Below are 19,661 nucleotides of genomic sequence, written 5' to 3'. Positions count from 1 at the left end.
ATTTATCTTAAGATATATGAAGCGTCCAGAAAATTATCTGGACGCTTTTCTATTTTACATACTTTTGCAGCATGATATCTAATGCGGAAATTTTCAACATAAAAACAACTTCAGAGTTTGAAGACTTGGCTTTAAAAGTCTTCAAATTTCAGTTTGAAAATAACGCTGTATATCGTTCATTTTGTGATTTGCTTTATAAACATCCAGCAGATGTTAAAGATATTTTAGATATTCCATTTCTACCGATTCAGTTTTTTAAATCCCATGAGGTTATAAGTTCTAAGACTGAGGCGGAAAAAATCTTTACAAGTTCTGGTACCACAGGAAACGCAACAAGTAATCACCTAGTTACAGACATAACGCTTTATGAAGAAAGTTATACTAATGGTTTCAGTCACTTTTACGGTAATATTGAAGACTACGTGGTTTTGGCTCTTCTACCTTCTTACTTAGAGCGAGATGGCTCTTCTCTTATCTATATGGTAAATGACTTAATCACTAAATCTAAACAACCTGAAAGTGGATTTTACTTAAATAATCTTGATGATTTGGCACACACGCTAAACCAACTCGAAGCCAGAAAACAAAAAACATTACTAATTGGAGTTTCTTTTGCCTTATTGGATTTGGTGGAACAATTTACATTTAATTTAAATCACACAATTATAATGGAAACGGGTGGTATGAAAGGCAGACGAAAAGAAATTATACGACAAGAGTTACACCACATATTTCAATCTGGTTTTGGAGTTGACAATATTCATAGTGAATATGGTATGACTGAACTTTTGAGCCAGGCGTATTCTAACGGTAATGGTATTTTTGAATGTCCTCCTTGGATGAAAATACTAACGCGAGATACTGAAGACGCACTTACGATACAGCTACCTAATAAAACAGGTGGTGTAAATGTTATTGATCTTGCAAACCTCAACTCATGTTCATTTATTGCAACTCAAGACTTAGGTAAAATTTATGATAATGGGCAATTTGAAATAATAGGAAGATTTGACAATTCTGATATTAGAGGTTGTAATTTGATGGCTTTGTAAGGAAATTGAATCTATTACGACTTAATAAGAGCTATGAAAAAGAAAGATTTTTTCATTAGTTGATTGATTGGTTAGTAGTGCCCAAAAGAAGTTTTGGGCACTTTTTTTGAGCAAAAAAACCTGTTAGATTATAACACCTAACAGGTTCAAAAATATTTTTTAATCTCAATTTTTTATACCACTTTAAGTATAAAATTGGTTTTCTTACCTCTACTTATTATGATATACTTATCATTAATTAAATCCTTATAAGTTAATTTATAATCTTCTTTCACTTTTACCTTATTCACGGCAATAGCATTTTCCTTTAGTGCTCTACGAGCTTCTCCATTAGAACTTAAAAATTTTGTCTTTGCGGAAAGTGCTCCAATCATATCTAAACCTTCACCAAATTCTGACTTTGATATTTCTGCTTGCTTTACACCTTCAAAAATATCTAAAACTGTTTTTTCATCCAAAGTTTTAATATCGTCTTTAAAGGATTTACTAAATAAAACTTTTGAAGCCTTCACCGCATTTTCTAGTTCTTCCTTAGAATGCACCATTGTGGTTATTTCTTCTGCTAAACGTTTTTGTAATAACCTTAGATGTGGCATTTCAGAATGTTCCAGAATTAACTTTTCAATCTCTTCTTGTTTTAAAAATGTAAAAATTTTGATATACTTTTCAGCATCTTCGTCACTAGAGTTTAACCAATACTGATAAAACTTATAAGGCGATGTTCTGTTAGCATCTAACCAAACATTTCCTCCTTCAGATTTTCCAAATTTAGAACCATCGCTTTTTGTAATTAAAGGACAAGTAATGGCAAATCCTTTACCTTTAGCGATGCGCCTAATTAACTCTGTTCCGGTTGTAATATTTCCCCATTGATCACTTCCACCCATTTGAATGCTACAATCATTTTCCCTGAATAAATGTAAAAAATCATAACCTTGCACTAATTGATACGTAAATTCTGTAAAGCTCATGCCGTCATTAGAAGATTCACTAGATATTCTGTTCTTTACAGAATCCTTTGCCATCATGTAGTTTACAGTAATGTGCTTACCAACATCTCTTATAAAATCTAGGAATGAAAACTCCTTCATCCAATCGTAATTATTCACTAAAACTGCTGCATTAGCTTCATTACTTTCAAAATCTAGAAAATGTGACAATTGGTTTTTAATGGCTTCTTGGTTATGACGTAACGTCGCTTCATCTAAAAGATTTCGTTCACTAGACTTTCCTGAAGGGTCACCAATCATACCAGTTGCTCCACCAACTAATGCAACGGGTTTATGTCCACAACGTTGATAATGAGCCAATAACATTATTGGTACTAAGTTACCTATATGTAAAGAATCTGCAGTTGGGTCAAAACCAACATAAGCACTGCGCATAGCTTCTGAAAGGTGCTCTTCTACTCCTGGCATGCTATCGTGCAACATACCTCTCCACTTCAATTCTTCAACAAAATGCTTTCCCATCATATTTTGATTCTAATTAGATTTCCGCAAAGATATGTTTCCACATTAAAAGACAAAAGACAATTTTAAAAAAGCGTAATTTAGCTTTATGATTTTAGTTACAGGCGGAACAGGATTAGTAGGCTCTCATTTGCTCTTTAAATTAGTGAGTAATAATGAGAATGTTAGTGCTATATACAGAAGAGAAAAAACTCTAAAACGTGTAAAACATGGCTTTTCTTATTTTTCTGATGATGCAGAGACACTTTTTAATAAAATTCAATGGATAGAAGCTGATATCAATGATATCCCTAAACTAGAAATTGCTTTTAAAGGCATCTCTTCAGTCTATCACTGCGCAGCTTTTGTGTCTTTTGAACCAGACAAGTATAAAATCTTGCGCAAAGTAAATATAGAAGGCACAGCCAATATTGTTAATCTTTGCATAAGTCATCGCATAGAAAAACTGTGCTATGTCAGTTCTATTGCAGCCATAGGGAAACACAATAATCCTGAAAAATTAATAGATGAGCAAACAGCTTGGAATCCTGAAGACGATAATAATGTCTATGCGATTACAAAATATGGAGCTGAACTCGAAGTTTGGCGTGGTACACAAGAAGGTTTAGATGCGGTGATTGTAAATCCTGGAATAATTTTAGGTGCTGGTTATTGGAATGGAGGCAGTAGTGGAAACATATTTAAGAAAGTTTACAAAGGCATGCGCTATTATGCAAAAGGTGTTACTGGATATGTTGATGTTTGGGATGTAGTAAGCGCAATGCATCAACTTATGAAAAGTGATGTTAAAAATGAAAACTTTATTCTAGTATCCGAAAACTTGAGTTTTAAAACATTTCAAACCAAAACGGCTAAAGCATTAAAAGTTAAACCTCCAACAAAAGAGGCAAAACCTTGGATGCTTGGTATAGCTTGGAGATTAGATTGGTTACAATTTAAGCTTTTTGGTAAACGAAGAAGCCTCACTAAGCAGAATTCTAAATCAGTCGTATCGGTTACAAAGTATGATAACTCGAAACTAAGAAATACTTTGAATTTTGAATTTAAATCGATTGATGATTCAATCAGTGAAGTGAGTGAATTATATCTAAAAGACCTTAACAATAATTCTTAATTAAAAACCAAGACTGTCGATTGCTTTTTTAATGGAATCTTTTTTCTTTTTCCCAATTTCCATTACAGAATCGCGTTTGGCTTTTACAGAGTCTGTTTCTTTTTGTCGAATTTCCTCGTAGGTTTCTTTTTCCTTTTCTAATCTAGCTTTTACTTTTTTAATTATATCCTGATAAACCTCTGTGTTATGAGCGTAGTAAGAGTTACTAGATGCGAATTGAGCACTATCAATATCATACTTTGTAAGTACATATGTCTCTGGAGCAAAACCGTTTTTTTCAAGTAACTTTCTATTGACTCCCTTAGCTGCATTTATAACATATAAATCATACAAAATATTAGACATTTTCTGTTTAGAGATAAGGTTGTCTGGTTTTTTTATTCTGTCTGAACCATCGCAAGCTACCACCATACCAATTAATACTAATATGACAACTATATTCTTTAACATCTTATCTATTAAAAGTTAATCGTTTACCAGCTTTTACATCCAAAACTTTAAAATTGTTATATGCCAACTGTCCATTAACAAAAGTGTGGGTTATTCTACTTTTAAACGTATTGCCTTCAAACGGAGACCAACCACATTTGTACAAAATATTACTTTTATTTACCGTCCAAGGACTATTTAAATTTGCAATTACCAAATCCGCATAATAACCTTCCTTAATATAGCCACGCTTTTCAACATCAAATAATATGGCCGGGTTATGACATGCTTTTTCAACTATCTTTTCAATAGAAATTTTACCTTTATGATACGCTTCTAACAAAGCAACAAGGGCATGTTGTACTAAAGGACCACCAGATGGAGCACTAGTATAGGGATTACCTTTCTCTTCAAGTGTATGAGGTGCATGGTCTGTAGCAATCACATCAATTCTATCGTCTAATAAAGCTTTCCAAAGTTGGTCTCTATCTTTAGCGGTTTTAACCGCTGGATTCCATTTTATATGACTCCTTTTTTTAGCATAATCTTCATCAGAAAACCACAAATGGTGTATACAAACCTCAGCCGTTATTTTTTTATCTTTTAAAGGCTTTTTGTTTGAAAACAGATTCGTTTCTTTTCCCGTTGAAAGATGAAACACATGTAACCTTGCACCTGTTTTCTTAGCAAGTTCAATTGCTTTAGAAGAAGATAGATAACAAGCCTCTTCACTTCTTATGATTGGATGCTTTTCCATAGGAATATCATCTCCATACTCAGCCTTATACGCTGCTAGGTTCTTTTTTATGGTGGCTTCATCTTCACAGTGGACCGAAATGACCATATCTGTACTAGAAAATATTTTCTCTATCACTTTTGGGTCGTCAACTAACATGTTTCCTGTAGAAGAGCCCAAGAATAATTTTAATCCTGCAACGGTTTTTGTATCAACCTTTAAAATTTCATCTAAGTTGTCATTAGTCCCACCAAACATAAAGGAATAATTTGCATGAGATGACTCTGCAGCAATAGCAAATTTCTCTTCTAACTTTTTAACTGTTGTGGTTTGCGGATTTGTATTGGGCATTTCAATAAAAGAGGTAATTCCACCAGCTAAAGCCGCTTTAGATTCAGTTTCTATATTAGCTTTATGAGTTAATCCTGGTTCTCTAAAATGTACCTGATCATCAATCATTCCTGGTAATACGTAATTACCTTCTGCATCAATAACAGTCATATCAGCAGATTTCACACTTATAGAAATGTCTATCTGTTTAATAATATCGTCTTCAATAAGTATATCTCCTTCGACCACTTTTCCTTCGTTAACTATTTTCGCATTTTTTATGAGGGTATTTTGCTTCATATCCATTTATTTGTCAAATAAACTTTTTAATTTTAAACTAATAACACCAAAAATAGCTTCAGAAATAATACTTCCACTCATTTTCGATTTTCCTTTGGTTCTATCTTTAAATATAACAGGAATTTCTACAATTTTGAATCCTTTTTTGTAAGCTTTAAATTTCATTTCGATCTGAAACGCATAACCCACAAACTCTATTTTATCTAAATTAATAGCTTCTAGCACTGCTCTTTTATAGCATATAAATCCGGCTGTAGAATCTTTAACCTTCATCCGCGTTATTAATCTTACATATCTTGATGCTCCGTAAGATAAAATGATACGTGTCATTGGCCAATTTACAACTGTAATTCCTTTAACATATCTAGAACCAACTGAGACGTCAGCGCCATCAATAGCACAAGCATTATATAATCTTATAAGATCATCTGGATTGTGTGAAAAATCGGCATCCATTTCAAAAATATAGTCATATGCTTTTGCTAAACACCATTTAAAACCTGCAATGTATGCTGTACCTAATCCGCTTTTCTCTTTGCGCTCTAATAAAAATAGCTGGTTATTAAATTCTTTTTGTAAATCCTTAACCTTGTCTGCTGTTTTATCTGGCGAATTGTCATCAACAACTAAGACATGAAAGCTTTTCTGTTGCGAAAACACAGCTCTTATGATTGATTCTATGTTTTCAATCTCGTTATAGGTAGGGATTATAACAATGGCATCAGACATTAACTCTCTTTTAAATACGCTTTTGAGCTGTTTTTAGAATTTCAAACAAAAGTAAAGTTTTTAATGGATTATCTGATGGAATTAACTTTTTTGATAGATAAGTATAACACTTATTATGAAATACCTAAGAAACTTCAAAATAATCGATTAAATTCATTTGGTACTAGCTTGTTTTTCTTTTTAAATTAGCACGATGCGAAATTTTATAACTTACGAGTGGTTTACCATCTTTACAATCGTTGGATTGTTTGCTATTGTTGCTGCGAAATTTTTATTTACACTTCGGTTTAACGATTTTTTATATGTGATTGGTAATTCCAAATATTTAAAAATCTATTCTAAAGATCAAAAATTTATCGACCAGTTCGATAGTTTTCTATTCGTTAACCTAGCCTTATCATCTAGTATTTTTATTTACTTTGTCTATTCTACTTTTATTACGTCCACACCATTTGAATTAACCTCGTTTTTAAAATTACTTTTTGCAGTTTCTACAATTATTATTATAAAAACACTTTTAGAACGCTTAATCGGAAGTCTTTTTGAAATTGATGGCTTAATTGATGATTACTTATTTCAGAAAACTACGTTCAAGAATTATTCTGGATTCATATTATTAGTCGCTAATTTGTTTTTAATATACACTAATATACTAGCAGAAGTTGTCATAATCTCAGCATTTTCTGTTGTTTGCATTATTAATCTCATAGGTTTTTTAACTTCATTCAAAAACTATCAAAAATTAATAAATCCCAATTTTTTCTATTTTTTGTTGTATCTTTGCGCTCTCGAAATCGCACCTTATATCCTTTTATATAAGGTAATTAGAGAGTATAACGCTTAAAACCCACGGTTTACGTATGAAAGTGAAAACCATTTTAGTATCGCAACCAGAACCCAAAATAGAAAACTCTCCTTACTTTGATTTGCAAGAAAAGCAAAAAGTAAAAGTAGACTTCAGACCCTTTATTCATGTTGAAGGTGTATCGTCTAAGGATATTAGACAGCAAAAAGTTGATCTCAGCAAGTTTACCGCAATTATCCTTACGAGCAGAAATTCTGTAGACCATTTCTTTAGAGTTGCTGATGAACTTCGTTTTAAGGTGCCAGATTCTATGAAGTATTTTTGCCAATCCGAAGCTGTTGCTTACTACCTGCAAAAGTATGTTGTATATAGAAAACGTAAAATTTATGTTGGTAAACGTACATTTGCTGAATTATCACCTCTTATTAAAAAATATAAGGATGAAACTTTTTTACTACCAACTACGGACAAAGTAAAACCAATTATTCCTGAAATGTTAGATGATTTAGGAATAAACTGGAAACAAGCTACATTCTACAAAACAGTTATAAGCGACTTATCTGATTTATCGAACGTTACTTATGATATCTTAGTATTCTTTAGTCCTTCTGGTATAGAATCGTTATTTCATAACTTTCCAGATTTTAAGCAAAACGAAACACGTATTGCTGTATTTGGAAATACTACAGTAAATGCTGTGAAGGAAAAAGGACTGCGTGTAGATATTGCTGCACCAACACCAGAAACGCCTTCTATGACTATGGCTTTACAGAAGTATATTGATGCTGTGAATAAAGGAAAATAGTTGAAAAAAATAAACGATATAAAAAAGCGATTCTAAATTTAGAATCGCTTTTTTATTTTATATGTGTTAATCCTTAAAAGGCATAACGCTGAGGACCTCCACGTCTTATTTCTTCAGATGCGTAAGACTCAAACTTTTTAAAGTTTTCTCTAAACGCGTTAGAGAGTTTAAAGGCCATTTTGTAATACGCCTCATCATCATTCCATGTTGACCTTGGACTTAATACTTCTGTTGGTACACCAGGACAAGTTCTAGGTTGTGCAACACCAAACACAGAATGAATATGATATTCATCATAATTATACAATCCTAAATCCCCATTTAAGGCTGCATTAATCATCGCACGTGTGTATTTTAATTTCATACGTGTGCCTACTCCATAAGGACCACCTGTCCAGCCTGTATTCACCAACCATACATTAACACCAGCTTCTAACATCTTTTTACTTAACATTGTAGCATACTCTGTTGGGTGCAATGGCATAAATGGGGCACCAAAGCATGCCGAAAAACTTGGCACTGGTTCTACAACTCCTGCCTCTGTACCAGCAACTTTAGCCGTGTAACCAGAAATAAAATGATAGGCTGCCTGACTAGGTGTTAACTTAGATATAGGAGGTAAAACTCCAAAGGCATCTGCCGTTAAGAAAAATATATTCTTTGGGTTTTTACCAATTGAAGGTGTCTTAATATTTTCGATATGGTAAATTGGATAACTTACTCTTGTATTTTGGGTAATGGAAGTATCCTCAAAATCTACATTGCCATTATCATCCATGATGACATTTTCTAGAATAGCTCCTTTTTTTATAGCTGCATAAATCTCTGGCTCTTGTTCTTGAGACAGATTTATCACTTTAGCATAACAACCACCTTCAAAATTAAAAACGGTATCTTCTTTTGTCCAACCGTGTTCATCATCACCTATCAATTTTCGGTTAGGATCTGTAGAAAGCGTTGTTTTTCCAGTACCAGAAAGGCCAAAAAAGATAGCTGTTTCTCCGTTTTCACCAACATTTGCCGAACAGTGCATTGGCAATACATTTTTTTCTACAGGAAGTATAAAATTCAAAGCTGTAAAAATACCCTTCTTCATTTCTCCAGTATATGCAGAGCCACCAACAAGTGCAATTTTTTTAGTAAAATTTAATATTGAAAAGTTACCCTGTCTTAAGCCGTGCTCTTCTGGATTAGGACATTCATATCCTGGTGCACATAATACTAACCATTCTTCTTCAAAATTTTCTAGTTCTGATTCCTCAGGTCTTAAGAACATGTTATAAACGAACATATTAGACCAAGGATATTCTGTTACAGTTCTAACATTCATTTTATAACTAGAATCTGCACAGACATAACCGTCTCTTACAAACAATTCCTTACCACTTAAATAGCTTTCAATTTCACCTTGTAAATAATCAAAATGTTCTGGTGAAATTCCTTTGTTAGATTTTCCCCACCAAATTCTGTCTTTGGTGTATTCATCTTTTACTAGGAAACGGTCTTCTGGCGAACGACCAGTAAATTTCCCTGTATTAATTGCTAAAGTTCCGTTTGAAGTTTCCTTGCCCATTCCTTTTTCTAAAGTAATAGCCTGAAGCTTCGCTGGCTCTAACTGATAATGAATCTGTGCATTTTTAATGCCATATTGATCCAACGAAATCGTTTTCGCTGATTGCGTATGGTTTGCCATAATTTTAGTGTTGTTTAGTGCTGCAAAAGTAAAATTTTATTTGGAAACAACACCTTTGATTAACATTAATCGACCTTGTTTCTTATAATGTCGATTAACATCACAATCCAGGTGGAAATTAATAATAAACCACCAACTGGTGTAATCACTGCAATCGTCTTAAAATTAAAGCTTGACAATGAATTTGTAGCTAAACCATATATTGAACCCGAAAAGAAAACCAAACCAAAAATCACTAAATAAAGTATTATATTTTTTGATTTTAGACTCAAGAATGATGAGCTACCAAGAATTAAAAGCAAAAACGCATGATAGAGTTGATAACGTACTCCGGTTTCAAAAGACTTAATGGCATCACTATCAATTAATTTCTCTAACCCATGAGCTGCAAATGCACCTAAAATAATACCCAAAATCCCTAAAACAGATCCTGTAATTAATAATTTTTTGTTCATAATTAAACTGTTATTTTGGTTTATAATCCCTTTAGGATTTATTACATTCGTGTATTGCAAAACTAATTATAATGCGAAAGATTTTAATCATTGGTGCGGGAAAATCGTCATCATACCTCATAAAATATTTGTTAGATAAATCTCAATCTGAAAACCTTCACATTACAATTGGTGATCTTAATATTGAGAATGCAAAAGAGCTAGTTGGTTCTCGCCCAAATACTGAAGTCATTCGTTTAGATGTATTTAATTCTGAGTCTAGGATTTCTGCCGTAAAAAAATCTGATATCGTAGTCTCAATGCTACCTGCTCGTTTTCATATCGAAGTTGCTAAAGATTGTATAACTTATAAAAAACATATGGTTACTGCTTCTTATGTGAGCAAAGAAATGCAGGCTTTAGATAAAGATGCTAAATCTAATGGTCTCATTTTTATGAATGAAATTGGAGTAGATCCTGGTATTGACCATATGAGTGCTATGCAAGTTATTGATCGCATTAGAGATAATGGTGGTAAAATGATTTTGTTTGAATCCTTTACGGGCGGTTTAGTAGCACCTGAAAGTGATAATAACCTCTGGAATTATAAATTCACTTGGAACCCAAGAAATGTAGTTATTGCGGGACAAGGTGGAACCGCAAAATTTTTACAAGAAAGCCAATTTAAATATATTCCATACGATCGCCTATTTAGACGTACAGAATTTTTGGATGTAGAAGGTTACGGTCGTTTTGAAGCCTATGCAAATAGGGACTCATTAAAATACCAGCATGTTTATGGGTTAGACAATGTTAAAACTTTATATCGAGGTACTATACGACGTGTTGGTTTTAGTAGAGCTTGGCATGTATTTGTTCAATTAGGTATGACAGATGACAGCTATACAATTGACGATAGTATAAACATGAGCTATCGCGATTTTGTCAATGCCTTTTTACCCTATAGCCCAACGGATTCAGTAGAGTTAAAATTCAGACATGCCTTAAAAATTGATCAAGACGATATCGTTTGGGATAAGTTTTTAGAATTAGACATTTTCAATCCTAATAAAAGGGTAGAATTAGATAAAGCAACACCTGCTCAAATTCTTCAAAAAATATTAATGGATAGCTGGACACTAAGTGCAGACGATAAAGATATGATTGTGATGTACCATAAGTTTGGCTATGAACTCAATGGAGAAAAACATCAAATTGATGCTACTATGGTTGTTGTTGGTGAAGATCAAACCTATACAGCGATGGCTAAAACTGTTGGCTTACCGGTCGCTATGGCCACTTTAGATATTTTGAATGAAAAGATTACAACTCCTGGTGTTCAAATTCCGATTACTAAAGAAGTATATACTCCTATTTTAGAGGAATTAAAAGACTATGGAGTCATTTTTAATGAGAAGGAAGTCCCTTATTTAGGATACAATCCACTTAACATTTGAACTTCAATTTTAGCTCAATAAACTATCATATTGAAATCGTTTTACTATTTTTACTTTCAGATTTAAACCAAATTGAATATGAAGGTTAACGATAAAGGGATTTACATCGATGGTATTGACAAAAAGATACTTAGAGCACTAATGTCAGACGCCAGAACTCCAATTCTTGAAATTGCTCGTAATGTCGGTATTTCTGGAGCTGCGATCCATCAACGTCTAAAAAAGTTAGAAAAGTCTGGCTTATTAGCTGGTTCTAAGTTTATTATAAACCCAAAAGTTTTAGGCTATACGACTATGGCTTTTGTGGGTGTTTATTTGGATAAAGCGGTCAGTAACCCAGAAGCTGTTAAACAATTACAAAAAATTCCTGAAGTTATAGAATGTCATTATACCACAGGTCATTGGAGTATCTTTATTAAAATTCTTTCCAAAGATAATGAGCATTTAATGCATGTGCTTAATTCTGAAATACAGAGTATAAAAGGGGTTTCTAGAACTGAGACTTTTATTTCCTTACAACAGCAGATTAATAGACAGATTAAGATATAAAATTACGTCGCAGGATTAGGTATTTCAGCATGCACAGCATTAATAGCTTTCATAACATCTTCTGATAATGAGATACTAATACTGTCTATGTTTTCTTCTAGCTGTTCCATACTAGTCGCACCAATAATATTGCTGGTTACAAATGGGCGTTCATTTACAAAAGCTAAGGACATTTGCGCTATCGTCATATTATTCTCTTCTGCTATTTTCATGTAACGCTTCGTCGCTTCGGTGCATTCCTCACTACTAAAACGTGCAAATCTTGGAAATAACTTTAATCTGGCGTTATCTGCTGCAGTACCTTTTATATATTTTCCGGATAACACTCCATTTCCTAATGGTGAATAGGCTAATAACCCAATGTTTTCTCTGTGCGCCACTTCTGCTGTATCTCCTTCAAATTGTCTGCATAATAAAGAATACGCATTTTGGATGGTAATCATCCTTGGTAAATTATGCATTTTAGATTCTTCTAAATAACGCATGGTTCCCCAAGCTCCTTCATTAGAAATGCCGACTTGTCTTATTTTACCTGATTTAATAATTTCATCTAAGTTGTGTAGTATTTCATTAAAATTATCGTCCCATTTATCTTTTGAGTTGTGCTTATAATCACGCACTCCAAAATAATTGGTTTCGCGCTCAGGCCAATGTAATTGGTACAAATCTATATAATCCGTTTTAAGTCGTTCTAAGCTATTATTCACAGCTTCATTTAATGCTTCTTTACTAAAACCATTGGTTCTAATATGTGCTGTATAATCTCCAGGTCCAGCAATTTTGGATGCGAGTACGATTTTATCTCTATTTCCCGTTTTTGTAAACCAGTTTCCAATTATGCGTTCAGTTTCCCCATAAGTTTCTGCATTTGCTGGCACAGGATAAAGCTCCGCAACATCAAAGAAATTAACGCCTTTATCTAATGCTAAATCCATTTGAGCAAAGCCTTCGTCTTGAGTGTTTTGGTTTCCCCAAGTCATAGTGCCAAGGCATATTTTACTAACTTTTATATCTGTGTTTGGTAGTGAAGTGTATTTCATAGTTTTTCCGGCGAAGGCAGGAATATTTTTAATGGTTAAACTTTAATTTCAATATAGGTTTCGACTTAGCGCAACCTGACAGAAAATTTGAAACACAAAAATAAGAAGACCTTTCAGCTTTATAAAACTCAAAAGGTCTAAATATATGTTAAGTCTTTAATTGATGAGATTCCTGCCTACGCAGGAATTTGTTATATCTCATTCAACAACTTAGAAATCTCATCTAATTTTGGTGTTAAAATTACTTCGATTCGTCTATTTTTTGCTTTTCCTTCTGTGGTAGCATTAGACGCAATTGGTGCAAATTCACCACGACCTGCAGCTGTTAAATTTTCCGGGTTAATAGCATTATTTTCTCTTAGAATATTTACAATTGCGGTTGCACGCTTTGCAGATAAATCCCAATTACCGCTGAGTTGCTCATTGCCTTTGTAAGGTACATTATCTGTATGACCTTCAATTAAAACTGATATCTCAGGATTTTCAGCCAAAACATCGCCTAATTGTTTAACCGCTTGCTTTCCTTGTGCTCCAACATACCAACTTCCAGATTCGAACAACAACTTATTTTCCATAGAAATATAAACCTTACCATTGCGTTGCTCAACGGTTAGCCCTTTCCCCTCAAAATTAGTTAATGCTTTGGAGATTGCGTCTTTTAGTTGGCGCATTGCAGCATCTTTACTTGCTATTACATTTTCTAACTCAGCTACACGTTTTGAACGACTTTCTAATTCTTTCTTTAACGTATTTAAACGCTCACTTTCCGTTGCTAATGCTTGCTCTTTTGCTTCTAGTTGCGCTAATAACTCTCTGTTTTTCTTAGAATTCGCAGCAATAGATGCAGAACTATTTTCTTCTAAAGCTTTATAGGACGCTTTCAGTGTTTCAAGATTTGATTTGGCGGCATTATAATCACTTTGTAATTTATCTCTATCAGCTATAGCTTTAGCATAAGTTGATTGTAATTGATCTAAATCATTTGAAAGTTTAGTATTGCTCTTGGATAGCGATTGCATATCATCATTTAAGATACGATTTTCCTTTATTAACTCTGCATATTTATCCTCAAGGTCTGTATATATTTTTTTGGACACACAAGAGGTGGATAACGTAAGAGTAAGTGCTAATAATAAAAGTTTTTTAATCATGTTTTTTATATTGATTATAAATTTACAAATCTAATTCTAGTAAAATAGGACAATGATCGCTATGAACTGCTTCAGTGAGTATAACGCTTCGTTTTATTTTTTCTTGTAAAGGTTTACTAACCATAGCATAATCTAATCGCCATCCCTTATTATTTGCTCTGGCATTAGCTCTATAACTCCACCATGAATATTCTTGGCGTTCTGGATGCAAATACCTAAAACTATCTGTAAATCCACTATCAATAAAATTACCTAACCATTCACGTTCTTCGGGCAAAAAACCCGAAACACCTTTCATTTTTGGGTTGTGAATATCAATGGCTTCATGACAAATATTATAATCACCACATACCACTAAATTGGGCTTTTCTTTTTGTAGGTTATTCAAATAATCATGAATTAAGTCCATATATTCAAATTTATGTGCCAATCTTGCGTCATTAGTTCCAGATGGTAAATACATGCTCATAACGGAAACTCCATCATAATCTGCTCTAATATTTCTACCTTCAAAATCCATAGACTCTATTCCTGTACCAAATTCTATATGATTAGGTTCTTTTTTGCACAAAAGTGCAACTCCACTATACCCTTTTTTCTGTGCACTAAACCAATAATTGAATTTATAACCAGCATCTGTAAACAAATCGAGATCGAGCTGGTCTTCCATAGCCTTAATTTCTTGCAGACAAATAACATCGGGATCAGTAGCTTTTAACCAATCAATAAATCCTTTGTTTATCGCTGCTCTTATACCGTTGACATTGTATGATACTATTTTCATTTCGTTATTTTCTGATTAACCGCTAAATTAAATAATACTGTACTTTTACCCTATATTTTTATACTGCTTTTAACGATAAAATATTTCAGGCTCAAAACAGTTATTATTCTACATGAAGAATACGCTACTTTTTCTTTTAATTCTAAGTTCTATTTTGGGTTTTTCCCAAGAGAATTCTACGAATTATATTAAGAAACGTATCGCAGTGAAAGACTCAATTCTTATTGATTCTGTTAGTATCAACCCTTCAAAATTCGTAGTAAAAACTAAAAACAATAAAGTTTTAGATTCAGCATTATACTCTATAGATTTTGCTAAGGCATTATTGAAGTTTAAACAACCTATGGATTTAGATACGATTCAAATAGAATATTTGCGTTACCCAAAGTTTATTACTCAAGTTTACAAACAATTAGATGATAAGGTTATTGTGGATAGACCTTCTGACTTTCAGCAACTATATAGGCTCGAAAACACCAATAAACGCAATACGTTTACACCTTTTGATGGTTTAACGACTTCTGGCAGTATCTCGAGAGGTGTTACCATTGGTAATAACCAAAATTCAGTGTTGAATAGTGAATTAGATTTGCAGATTTCCGGAAAATTGAGTGATAAAGTGTCGCTTAGGGCTTCTATACAAGATGCAAATATACCACTCCAAGAAAGTGGCTATTCGCAACGCCTCGATGAATTTGACCAAGTATTTATAGAACTATTTAGTGATGATTGGAATATACGCGCAGGTGATATAGACTTGGTGAATACAAACAGCTATTTCGCCAATTTTTCTAAGCGCGTACAAGGTTTATTGGTTAATGCGAACTTAAGCGATAAGACCTCAGTTTTTGCCTCCGGAGCTTTGGTGAGAGGCCAATGGACTACGACGCAATTTACAGCGCAAGAAGGAAACCAAGGTCCATACAAACTTCGTGGACCAAATAACGAATTGTTTGTGCTTATTGTTTCTGGTAGTGAAACGGTTTACGTCAACGGAGTGCCATTAGAACGTGGCGAAAACAATGATTATATCATTGATTATAATGCTGGTGAACTAATTTTTAATTCTACTTTTCCTATTACTTCCGAAATGCGAATTACAGTAGATTATCAGTTTAGTGAGCGAAACTATTCGCGATTCACTGTTTTTGGAGGTGGAAGGTATAACACTGAAAAACTAAGTTTAAATGTCTCTGTATATTCTGAAAGCGATGCGAAAAATCAGCCTTTACAACAAAATCTGTCTACTGATCAAACACAAATTCTAGCAGATGCAGGAGATGATACGACTCTGATGGCTGCGCCATCGGCAACAGCACAATCGTATTCAGAAAATCGAATTCTGTACCGAAAAGAACTTATTGGCACCGAGGAAATTTTTGTATTCTCAAATGATCCTGAGGACGAATTATTTAGTGTGCGTTTTACTCTGGTAGGTGTTAACCAAGGGAATTATGTATTGAGTAATGATACTGCTATAAGTAATATTTTTGAATATGTTGCCCCAATTGCTGGAGTGCCTCAAGGTAATTATGAGCCCATTACGCAATTAATTGCTCCAGAACGATTACAAATTGCTGTTTTGAATGGTCGTTATCAACCCACTGAAAAAACAGATATCTTTTTTGAATTGGCTGGCAGTAAGAATGATGAAAATTTATTCTCTAGTTTAGATGATAACAATAATGATGGTTTTGCAGGGAAGTTAACAGTAAAACAAAAGGTGATTCAATCAGATAGTCTTTGGAATTTATCAGCCTTAGTAGATGCTGATTTTATTCAAAAGGATTTTAGAACTATTCAACGATTATATAGAGCAGAATTTAATCGTGATTGGAACTTAGATACTTCAGAAAACAATCAAGGAAATTTCAACTTTGGAAATCAGTTATTATTGACGTCTGGTTTGCAATTATCACATTCTAAAAAGGGAACAGCCTCTTACAATTTTGAGCACCTCAATTATTCTGACAATTTTAATGGTTACAGACATAACGTCACTGCTAATTTGCGTCTCGGTGATTTTAGAATTTTTTCAAAATCCAGTTTTTTAAATAATCAAAGCACTATAAACCGTTCTACATTTTTGAGGTCTTTTAACAGAATCGTTTATGGTAAAAATAAGAAATGGGCTGGAGTAAAGCTTGCAACTGAAGAAAATGAGCAACGGGTAATAGCTACAGATTCTTTAACTCCTTTAAGTCAAAAATTTAATGCTTACGAAGCTTTCATAGGTATTGGCGATAGTACTAAAGTATTTGCAGAAGTGGGATACATCAAACGATTTAATGATAGTTTGAGAAACAATACCATTGAACGTGTGAATAGCTCAGATACGTATTATTTAAAATCACGATTAATTCAGAATACGAACACCAATCTTCAGTTATTTGTTAATTATAGAGATTTGAAGGCTGAAGATGAAACCACCCAAAATGAGCAAAGCTTAAATAGTAGACTAAGTTTTAATCAGAAGCTCTTTAATAACTTAATCATTTGGAACACCAACTTTGAAACCAATTCGGGAACCTTACCTCAACAAGATTTTACATATATTGAAGTTGAAGCTGGACAAGGAGCTTATACTTGGATAGATTATAATGGAAATAATATACAAGAGCTCAATGAATTCGAAATAGCTCAATTTGCAGATCAAGGAAGTTTTATAAGAGTCTTATTACCCAATCAGGTTTTTGTAAGAACACATCAGAATAGATTAAGCCAAACACTGACCATCAATCCACAACAATGGAGTACATCTAAAGATAAAACCAAAAAGTTTTTCTCTCATTTTTACAATCAAACCTCGTATTTAATAGATACAAAAATAAAGCGCGAAGGCAATAATTTTAACCTCAATCCATTTAAAGACGACGAAGAAAATCAGTTAGCATTAAACAATTCCGTACGTAATGTTTTGTTTTACAACCGAGGGAAACAACGCTATACAGCATCGTATACATTTTTAACCAATACAAGTCGTAATCTTTTATCAATAGGATTCCAAGAAAATATACTCACTAATCATCAATTTAATTTCAATCATAAATTTGCAACTAATTGGCTTGCAAACGCATTAGTCAGCTTAGGAAGTGATGAAAGTACAAGTGAGAATTTTGCTAACAGAAATTATAATATTGATGAAACTAGATTTCAACCAAAATTATCTTATTTGTTTAACGAAAATGCACAGTTTGATGTTTTTTATCAGTATACATCAAAAGAAAATACTATTGGAAGTTTAGAATCATTGGCACAGAATAATTATGGCTTATCATTCACTTACAACAATGCTCAAAAAATTGCGTTGACAGGCGAATTCAACTTTTTTCAGAACGAATTTGAAGGTAATGCTAATACTCCAGTGGCTTATCAGATGCTCGAAGGTCTACAACCAGGAAAAAACTTTACATGGAGTTTATTGGCACAGAAAAAATTAACTAAGTTTCTTGATTTAAATCTTAACTACTTTGGTAGAAAAACCGAAACCTCTAAAACAATCCATACAGGAACCGTTCAGTTAAAGGCTTATTTTTAATTTATGTTTTCTTTAACGCAACCTTTTTGATGGTTTCTCATCTTAGTGGTACAATTGTTGTGATTATGCAACAATCTTTTAATCAATTTAACAATCAATATGAAAAACTCTCTATTTGCAGCATTGATGCTGTTTTCGGTATTCGCTATGAATGCTCAAGAATCGTCAGATGAATTACCTAAACAATCCGAAATTTCTACAAATCTATTAGATTTGGTAGTTGCTGGAACTCTAAATGTGAATTATGAACGACTATTCGACAAAAATCAATCTCTTTTTATAGGTGCTAATTTCTTTGATACTTATGGATATTACGATGCTGGTTACATAGAAGAAAGTACTGCTTTTAGTGTAAAAGCAGCATATCTTGTCTATTTTTCAAAAGAAAAAGATCATGCTGGTTTTTTCTTTTATCCTCAAATAAAACTAAGAACTGGTCAGGTAACGGTTAGAGATTATTACTATTATGATAGTGTTTTAGATAGTACAGTTGAAGATCAATTTAAATACGATGTTGGAGGATTTTCTGCAGGCTTTGGTATTGGACACAAATGGATGTTCAATAATAAATTCACCTTAACGCTTAATGGTGATATTGCAAGAAATTTAGGGAGTTTTGACACCAACTATTTAGATAATATCGAGCTTAGGTTCGGTGTTAATTTTGGGTATCGATTTTAAAAATTAATATAAAACAACTTTTTATGAAAAATATAATTTTATTACTACTTATGTTTTGTTCAGTCTTTAATCTTAATGCTCAAGAGGAAGGGACAGATGATTTAAAAAAGTTTGGTGAACATGAAGTTAAAATTAATGCTATTATGTTAGTAGTCGGTGCCGTTGAAGTAGGTTATGAGTACCTTTTGAATAATTACTCTGGAATAGGAATTAGCGCTTTTGTAGCTTATGATGAAGAACTAAAAGATGATATTGAATATTTTGTGTCGCCATATTATAGATACTATTTTGGTAAAAAATATGCGGGTGGATTTTTCTTAGAAGGATTTGGAATGCTCAATCGTATTGAACGAGATATAGATATTTTGTTTTTTGAAGATGATGATGAGAATTTTGTCACCGACTTTGCCTTAGGTATTGGTTTGGGTGGAAAATGGATAACTAATGGTGGTTTTTTTGGCGAAGTGAATTATGGAATTGCAAGAAACCTATTTAATAATGAAGAAAGCGATTGGGATTTGGTAGGCAAATTTGGTATTAGTGTAGGATATAGATTTTAAAT

General features: G+C 33.1%; 18 protein-coding genes. 9 read left to right on the top strand and 9 right to left on the bottom strand.

The window, feature by feature from the left end; translation table 11 throughout:
• Window positions 1-71: 71 nt before the first annotated feature.
• Window positions 72-1,052 (top strand): acyl transferase, encoded by a 981-nt coding sequence (locus SJY34_RS13040; protein ID WP_400076317.1) that lies wholly within the window; start codon window positions 72-74, stop codon window positions 1,050-1,052.
• 173 nt (window positions 1,053-1,225) lie between these two features.
• On the opposite strand, the gene tyrS is transcribed toward SJY34_RS13040, so the two are convergent.
• Window positions 1,226-2,524, bottom strand: a complete 1,299-nt coding sequence (gene tyrS, locus SJY34_RS13035) for a tyrosine--tRNA ligase (protein ID WP_400081394.1) — start codon at window positions 2,522-2,524, stop codon at window positions 1,226-1,228.
• Between the two features lie 88 nt (window positions 2,525-2,612).
• Here tyrS and SJY34_RS13030 point away from each other — a divergent pair, with 88 nt between their 5' ends.
• Entirely contained in the window at window positions 2,613-3,638 is a 1,026-nt protein-coding gene (locus tag SJY34_RS13030) for an NAD-dependent epimerase/dehydratase family protein (protein WP_400076316.1), read from the top strand.
• Here the strand turns inward: SJY34_RS13030 and SJY34_RS13025 are convergent, their stop codons facing one another.
• From SJY34_RS13025 to SJY34_RS13015, 3 genes are read right to left on the bottom strand one after another with little or no spacing between them, the layout of a single operon-like run.
• Complete coding sequence (locus SJY34_RS13025; RefSeq protein WP_400076314.1) at window positions 3,639-4,088, bottom strand: DUF4296 domain-containing protein; 450 nt, start codon at window positions 4,086-4,088, stop codon at window positions 3,639-3,641.
• A gap of 1 nt (window position 4,089) precedes the next feature.
• A complete protein-coding gene (locus SJY34_RS13020; protein WP_400076312.1) occupies window positions 4,090-5,433 on the bottom strand; it encodes a dihydroorotase in 1,344 nt (447 codons plus the stop codon).
• 6 nt (window positions 5,434-5,439) lie between these two features.
• Window positions 5,440-6,162: a polyprenol monophosphomannose synthase gene (locus SJY34_RS13015; RefSeq protein ID WP_400076310.1), complete on the bottom strand. Its 723-nt coding sequence runs from the start codon at window positions 6,160-6,162 to the stop codon at window positions 5,440-5,442.
• Between the two features lie 193 nt (window positions 6,163-6,355).
• On the opposite strand from SJY34_RS13015, the gene SJY34_RS13010 reads away from it, so the two are divergent.
• Together SJY34_RS13010 and SJY34_RS13005 are read left to right on the top strand one after the other, a co-directional pair.
• Complete coding sequence (locus tag SJY34_RS13010) at window positions 6,356-7,006, top strand: DUF4271 domain-containing protein (protein WP_400076308.1); 651 nt, start codon at window positions 6,356-6,358, stop codon at window positions 7,004-7,006.
• A 16-nt stretch (window positions 7,007-7,022) separates the two neighbouring features.
• Window positions 7,023-7,772: a uroporphyrinogen-III synthase gene (locus SJY34_RS13005; protein ID WP_400076306.1), complete on the top strand. Its 750-nt coding sequence runs from the start codon at window positions 7,023-7,025 to the stop codon at window positions 7,770-7,772.
• A gap of 73 nt (window positions 7,773-7,845) precedes the next feature.
• Here the strand turns inward: SJY34_RS13005 and pckA are convergent, their stop codons facing one another.
• Both pckA and SJY34_RS12995 read right to left on the bottom strand, forming a co-directional pair.
• Window positions 7,846-9,465 carry a phosphoenolpyruvate carboxykinase (ATP) gene (pckA, locus tag SJY34_RS13000; protein ID WP_400076304.1) on the bottom strand — a complete coding sequence of 540 codons (1,620 nt, stop codon included), beginning with the start codon at window positions 9,463-9,465 and terminating at the stop codon, window positions 7,846-7,848.
• A 65-nt stretch (window positions 9,466-9,530) separates the two neighbouring features.
• Entirely contained in the window at window positions 9,531-9,920 is a 390-nt protein-coding gene (locus SJY34_RS12995) for a DUF423 domain-containing protein (RefSeq protein WP_400076302.1), read from the bottom strand.
• 71 nt (window positions 9,921-9,991) lie between these two features.
• On the opposite strand from SJY34_RS12995, the gene SJY34_RS12990 reads away from it, so the two are divergent.
• Both SJY34_RS12990 and SJY34_RS12985 read left to right on the top strand, forming a co-directional pair.
• The gene (locus tag SJY34_RS12990) at window positions 9,992-11,356 is read left to right on the top strand and encodes a saccharopine dehydrogenase family protein (protein WP_400076300.1); all 1,365 of its coding nucleotides are present in this window, start codon (window positions 9,992-9,994) and stop codon (window positions 11,354-11,356) included.
• A gap of 78 nt (window positions 11,357-11,434) precedes the next feature.
• Window positions 11,435-11,905 carry an Lrp/AsnC ligand binding domain-containing protein gene (locus tag SJY34_RS12985; protein WP_400076298.1) on the top strand — a complete coding sequence of 157 codons (471 nt, stop codon included), beginning with the start codon at window positions 11,435-11,437 and terminating at the stop codon, window positions 11,903-11,905.
• Between the two features lie 2 nt (window positions 11,906-11,907).
• Here SJY34_RS12985 and SJY34_RS12980 read toward each other — a convergent pair whose 3' ends face one another.
• The 3 genes from SJY34_RS12980 to SJY34_RS12970 all read right to left on the bottom strand — a co-directional run bounded on the left by SJY34_RS12980 (window position 11,908) and on the right by SJY34_RS12970 (window position 14,880).
• On the bottom strand, window positions 11,908-12,945 hold the full coding sequence (locus SJY34_RS12980) for an aldo/keto reductase (protein ID WP_400076296.1): 1,038 nt from the start codon (window positions 12,943-12,945) through the stop codon (window positions 11,908-11,910).
• Between the two features lie 191 nt (window positions 12,946-13,136).
• Window positions 13,137-14,096, bottom strand: a complete 960-nt coding sequence (locus SJY34_RS12975; RefSeq protein WP_400076294.1) for an OmpA family protein — start codon at window positions 14,094-14,096, stop codon at window positions 13,137-13,139.
• A 22-nt stretch (window positions 14,097-14,118) separates the two neighbouring features.
• Window positions 14,119-14,880, bottom strand: coding sequence for an exodeoxyribonuclease III (locus tag SJY34_RS12970; RefSeq protein WP_400076292.1), 762 nt, complete (start codon window positions 14,878-14,880; stop codon window positions 14,119-14,121).
• A gap of 112 nt (window positions 14,881-14,992) precedes the next feature.
• On the opposite strand from SJY34_RS12970, the gene SJY34_RS12965 reads away from it, so the two are divergent.
• The 3 genes from SJY34_RS12965 (at window position 14,993) to SJY34_RS12955 (ending at window position 19,659) form a co-directional block, all read left to right on the top strand.
• Window positions 14,993-18,418 carry a hypothetical protein gene (locus SJY34_RS12965; RefSeq protein WP_400076290.1) on the top strand — a complete coding sequence of 1,142 codons (3,426 nt, stop codon included), beginning with the start codon at window positions 14,993-14,995 and terminating at the stop codon, window positions 18,416-18,418.
• Between the two features lie 99 nt (window positions 18,419-18,517).
• Window positions 18,518-19,099, top strand: coding sequence for a hypothetical protein (locus tag SJY34_RS12960; protein ID WP_400076288.1), 582 nt, complete (start codon window positions 18,518-18,520; stop codon window positions 19,097-19,099).
• 23 nt (window positions 19,100-19,122) lie between these two features.
• Window positions 19,123-19,659 carry a DUF3575 domain-containing protein gene (locus tag SJY34_RS12955; RefSeq protein ID WP_400076286.1) on the top strand — a complete coding sequence of 179 codons (537 nt, stop codon included), beginning with the start codon at window positions 19,123-19,125 and terminating at the stop codon, window positions 19,657-19,659.
• The last annotated feature ends 2 nt before the right edge of the window (window positions 19,660-19,661 follow it).

Origin of the sequence: Winogradskyella sp. R77965 (assembly GCF_044594915.1) — a bacterium.
Lineage (GTDB): Bacteria > Bacteroidota > Bacteroidia > Flavobacteriales > Flavobacteriaceae > Winogradskyella.
This window is presented reverse-complemented; position numbering and strand designations above follow the sequence as displayed.

Coding starts and splice junctions, on each gene's coding strand:
- SJY34_RS13040 (WP_400076317.1), top strand. CDS start 72: ATGATATCTAATGCGGAAATTTTCAACATAAAAACAACTTCAGAGTTT.
- tyrS (WP_400081394.1), bottom strand. CDS start 2,524: ATGGGAAAGCATTTTGTTGAAGAATTGAAGTGGAGAGGTATGTTGCAC.
- SJY34_RS13030 (WP_400076316.1), top strand. CDS start 2,613: ATGATTTTAGTTACAGGCGGAACAGGATTAGTAGGCTCTCATTTGCTC.
- SJY34_RS13025 (WP_400076314.1), bottom strand. CDS start 4,088: ATGTTAAAGAATATAGTTGTCATATTAGTATTAATTGGTATGGTGGTA.
- SJY34_RS13020 (WP_400076312.1), bottom strand. CDS start 5,433: ATGAAGCAAAATACCCTCATAAAAAATGCGAAAATAGTTAACGAAGGA.
- SJY34_RS13015 (WP_400076310.1), bottom strand. CDS start 6,162: ATGTCTGATGCCATTGTTATAATCCCTACCTATAACGAGATTGAAAAC.
- SJY34_RS13010 (WP_400076308.1), top strand. CDS start 6,356: ATGCGAAATTTTATAACTTACGAGTGGTTTACCATCTTTACAATCGTT.
- SJY34_RS13005 (WP_400076306.1), top strand. CDS start 7,023: ATGAAAGTGAAAACCATTTTAGTATCGCAACCAGAACCCAAAATAGAA.
- pckA (WP_400076304.1), bottom strand. CDS start 9,465: ATGGCAAACCATACGCAATCAGCGAAAACGATTTCGTTGGATCAATAT.
- SJY34_RS12995 (WP_400076302.1), bottom strand. CDS start 9,920: ATGAACAAAAAATTATTAATTACAGGATCTGTTTTAGGGATTTTGGGT.
- SJY34_RS12990 (WP_400076300.1), top strand. CDS start 9,992: ATGCGAAAGATTTTAATCATTGGTGCGGGAAAATCGTCATCATACCTC.
- SJY34_RS12985 (WP_400076298.1), top strand. CDS start 11,435: ATGAAGGTTAACGATAAAGGGATTTACATCGATGGTATTGACAAAAAG.
- SJY34_RS12980 (WP_400076296.1), bottom strand. CDS start 12,945: ATGAAATACACTTCACTACCAAACACAGATATAAAAGTTAGTAAAATA.
- SJY34_RS12975 (WP_400076294.1), bottom strand. CDS start 14,096: ATGATTAAAAAACTTTTATTATTAGCACTTACTCTTACGTTATCCACC.
- SJY34_RS12970 (WP_400076292.1), bottom strand. CDS start 14,880: ATGAAAATAGTATCATACAATGTCAACGGTATAAGAGCAGCGATAAAC.
- SJY34_RS12965 (WP_400076290.1), top strand. CDS start 14,993: ATGAAGAATACGCTACTTTTTCTTTTAATTCTAAGTTCTATTTTGGGT.
- SJY34_RS12960 (WP_400076288.1), top strand. CDS start 18,518: ATGAAAAACTCTCTATTTGCAGCATTGATGCTGTTTTCGGTATTCGCT.
- SJY34_RS12955 (WP_400076286.1), top strand. CDS start 19,123: ATGAAAAATATAATTTTATTACTACTTATGTTTTGTTCAGTCTTTAAT.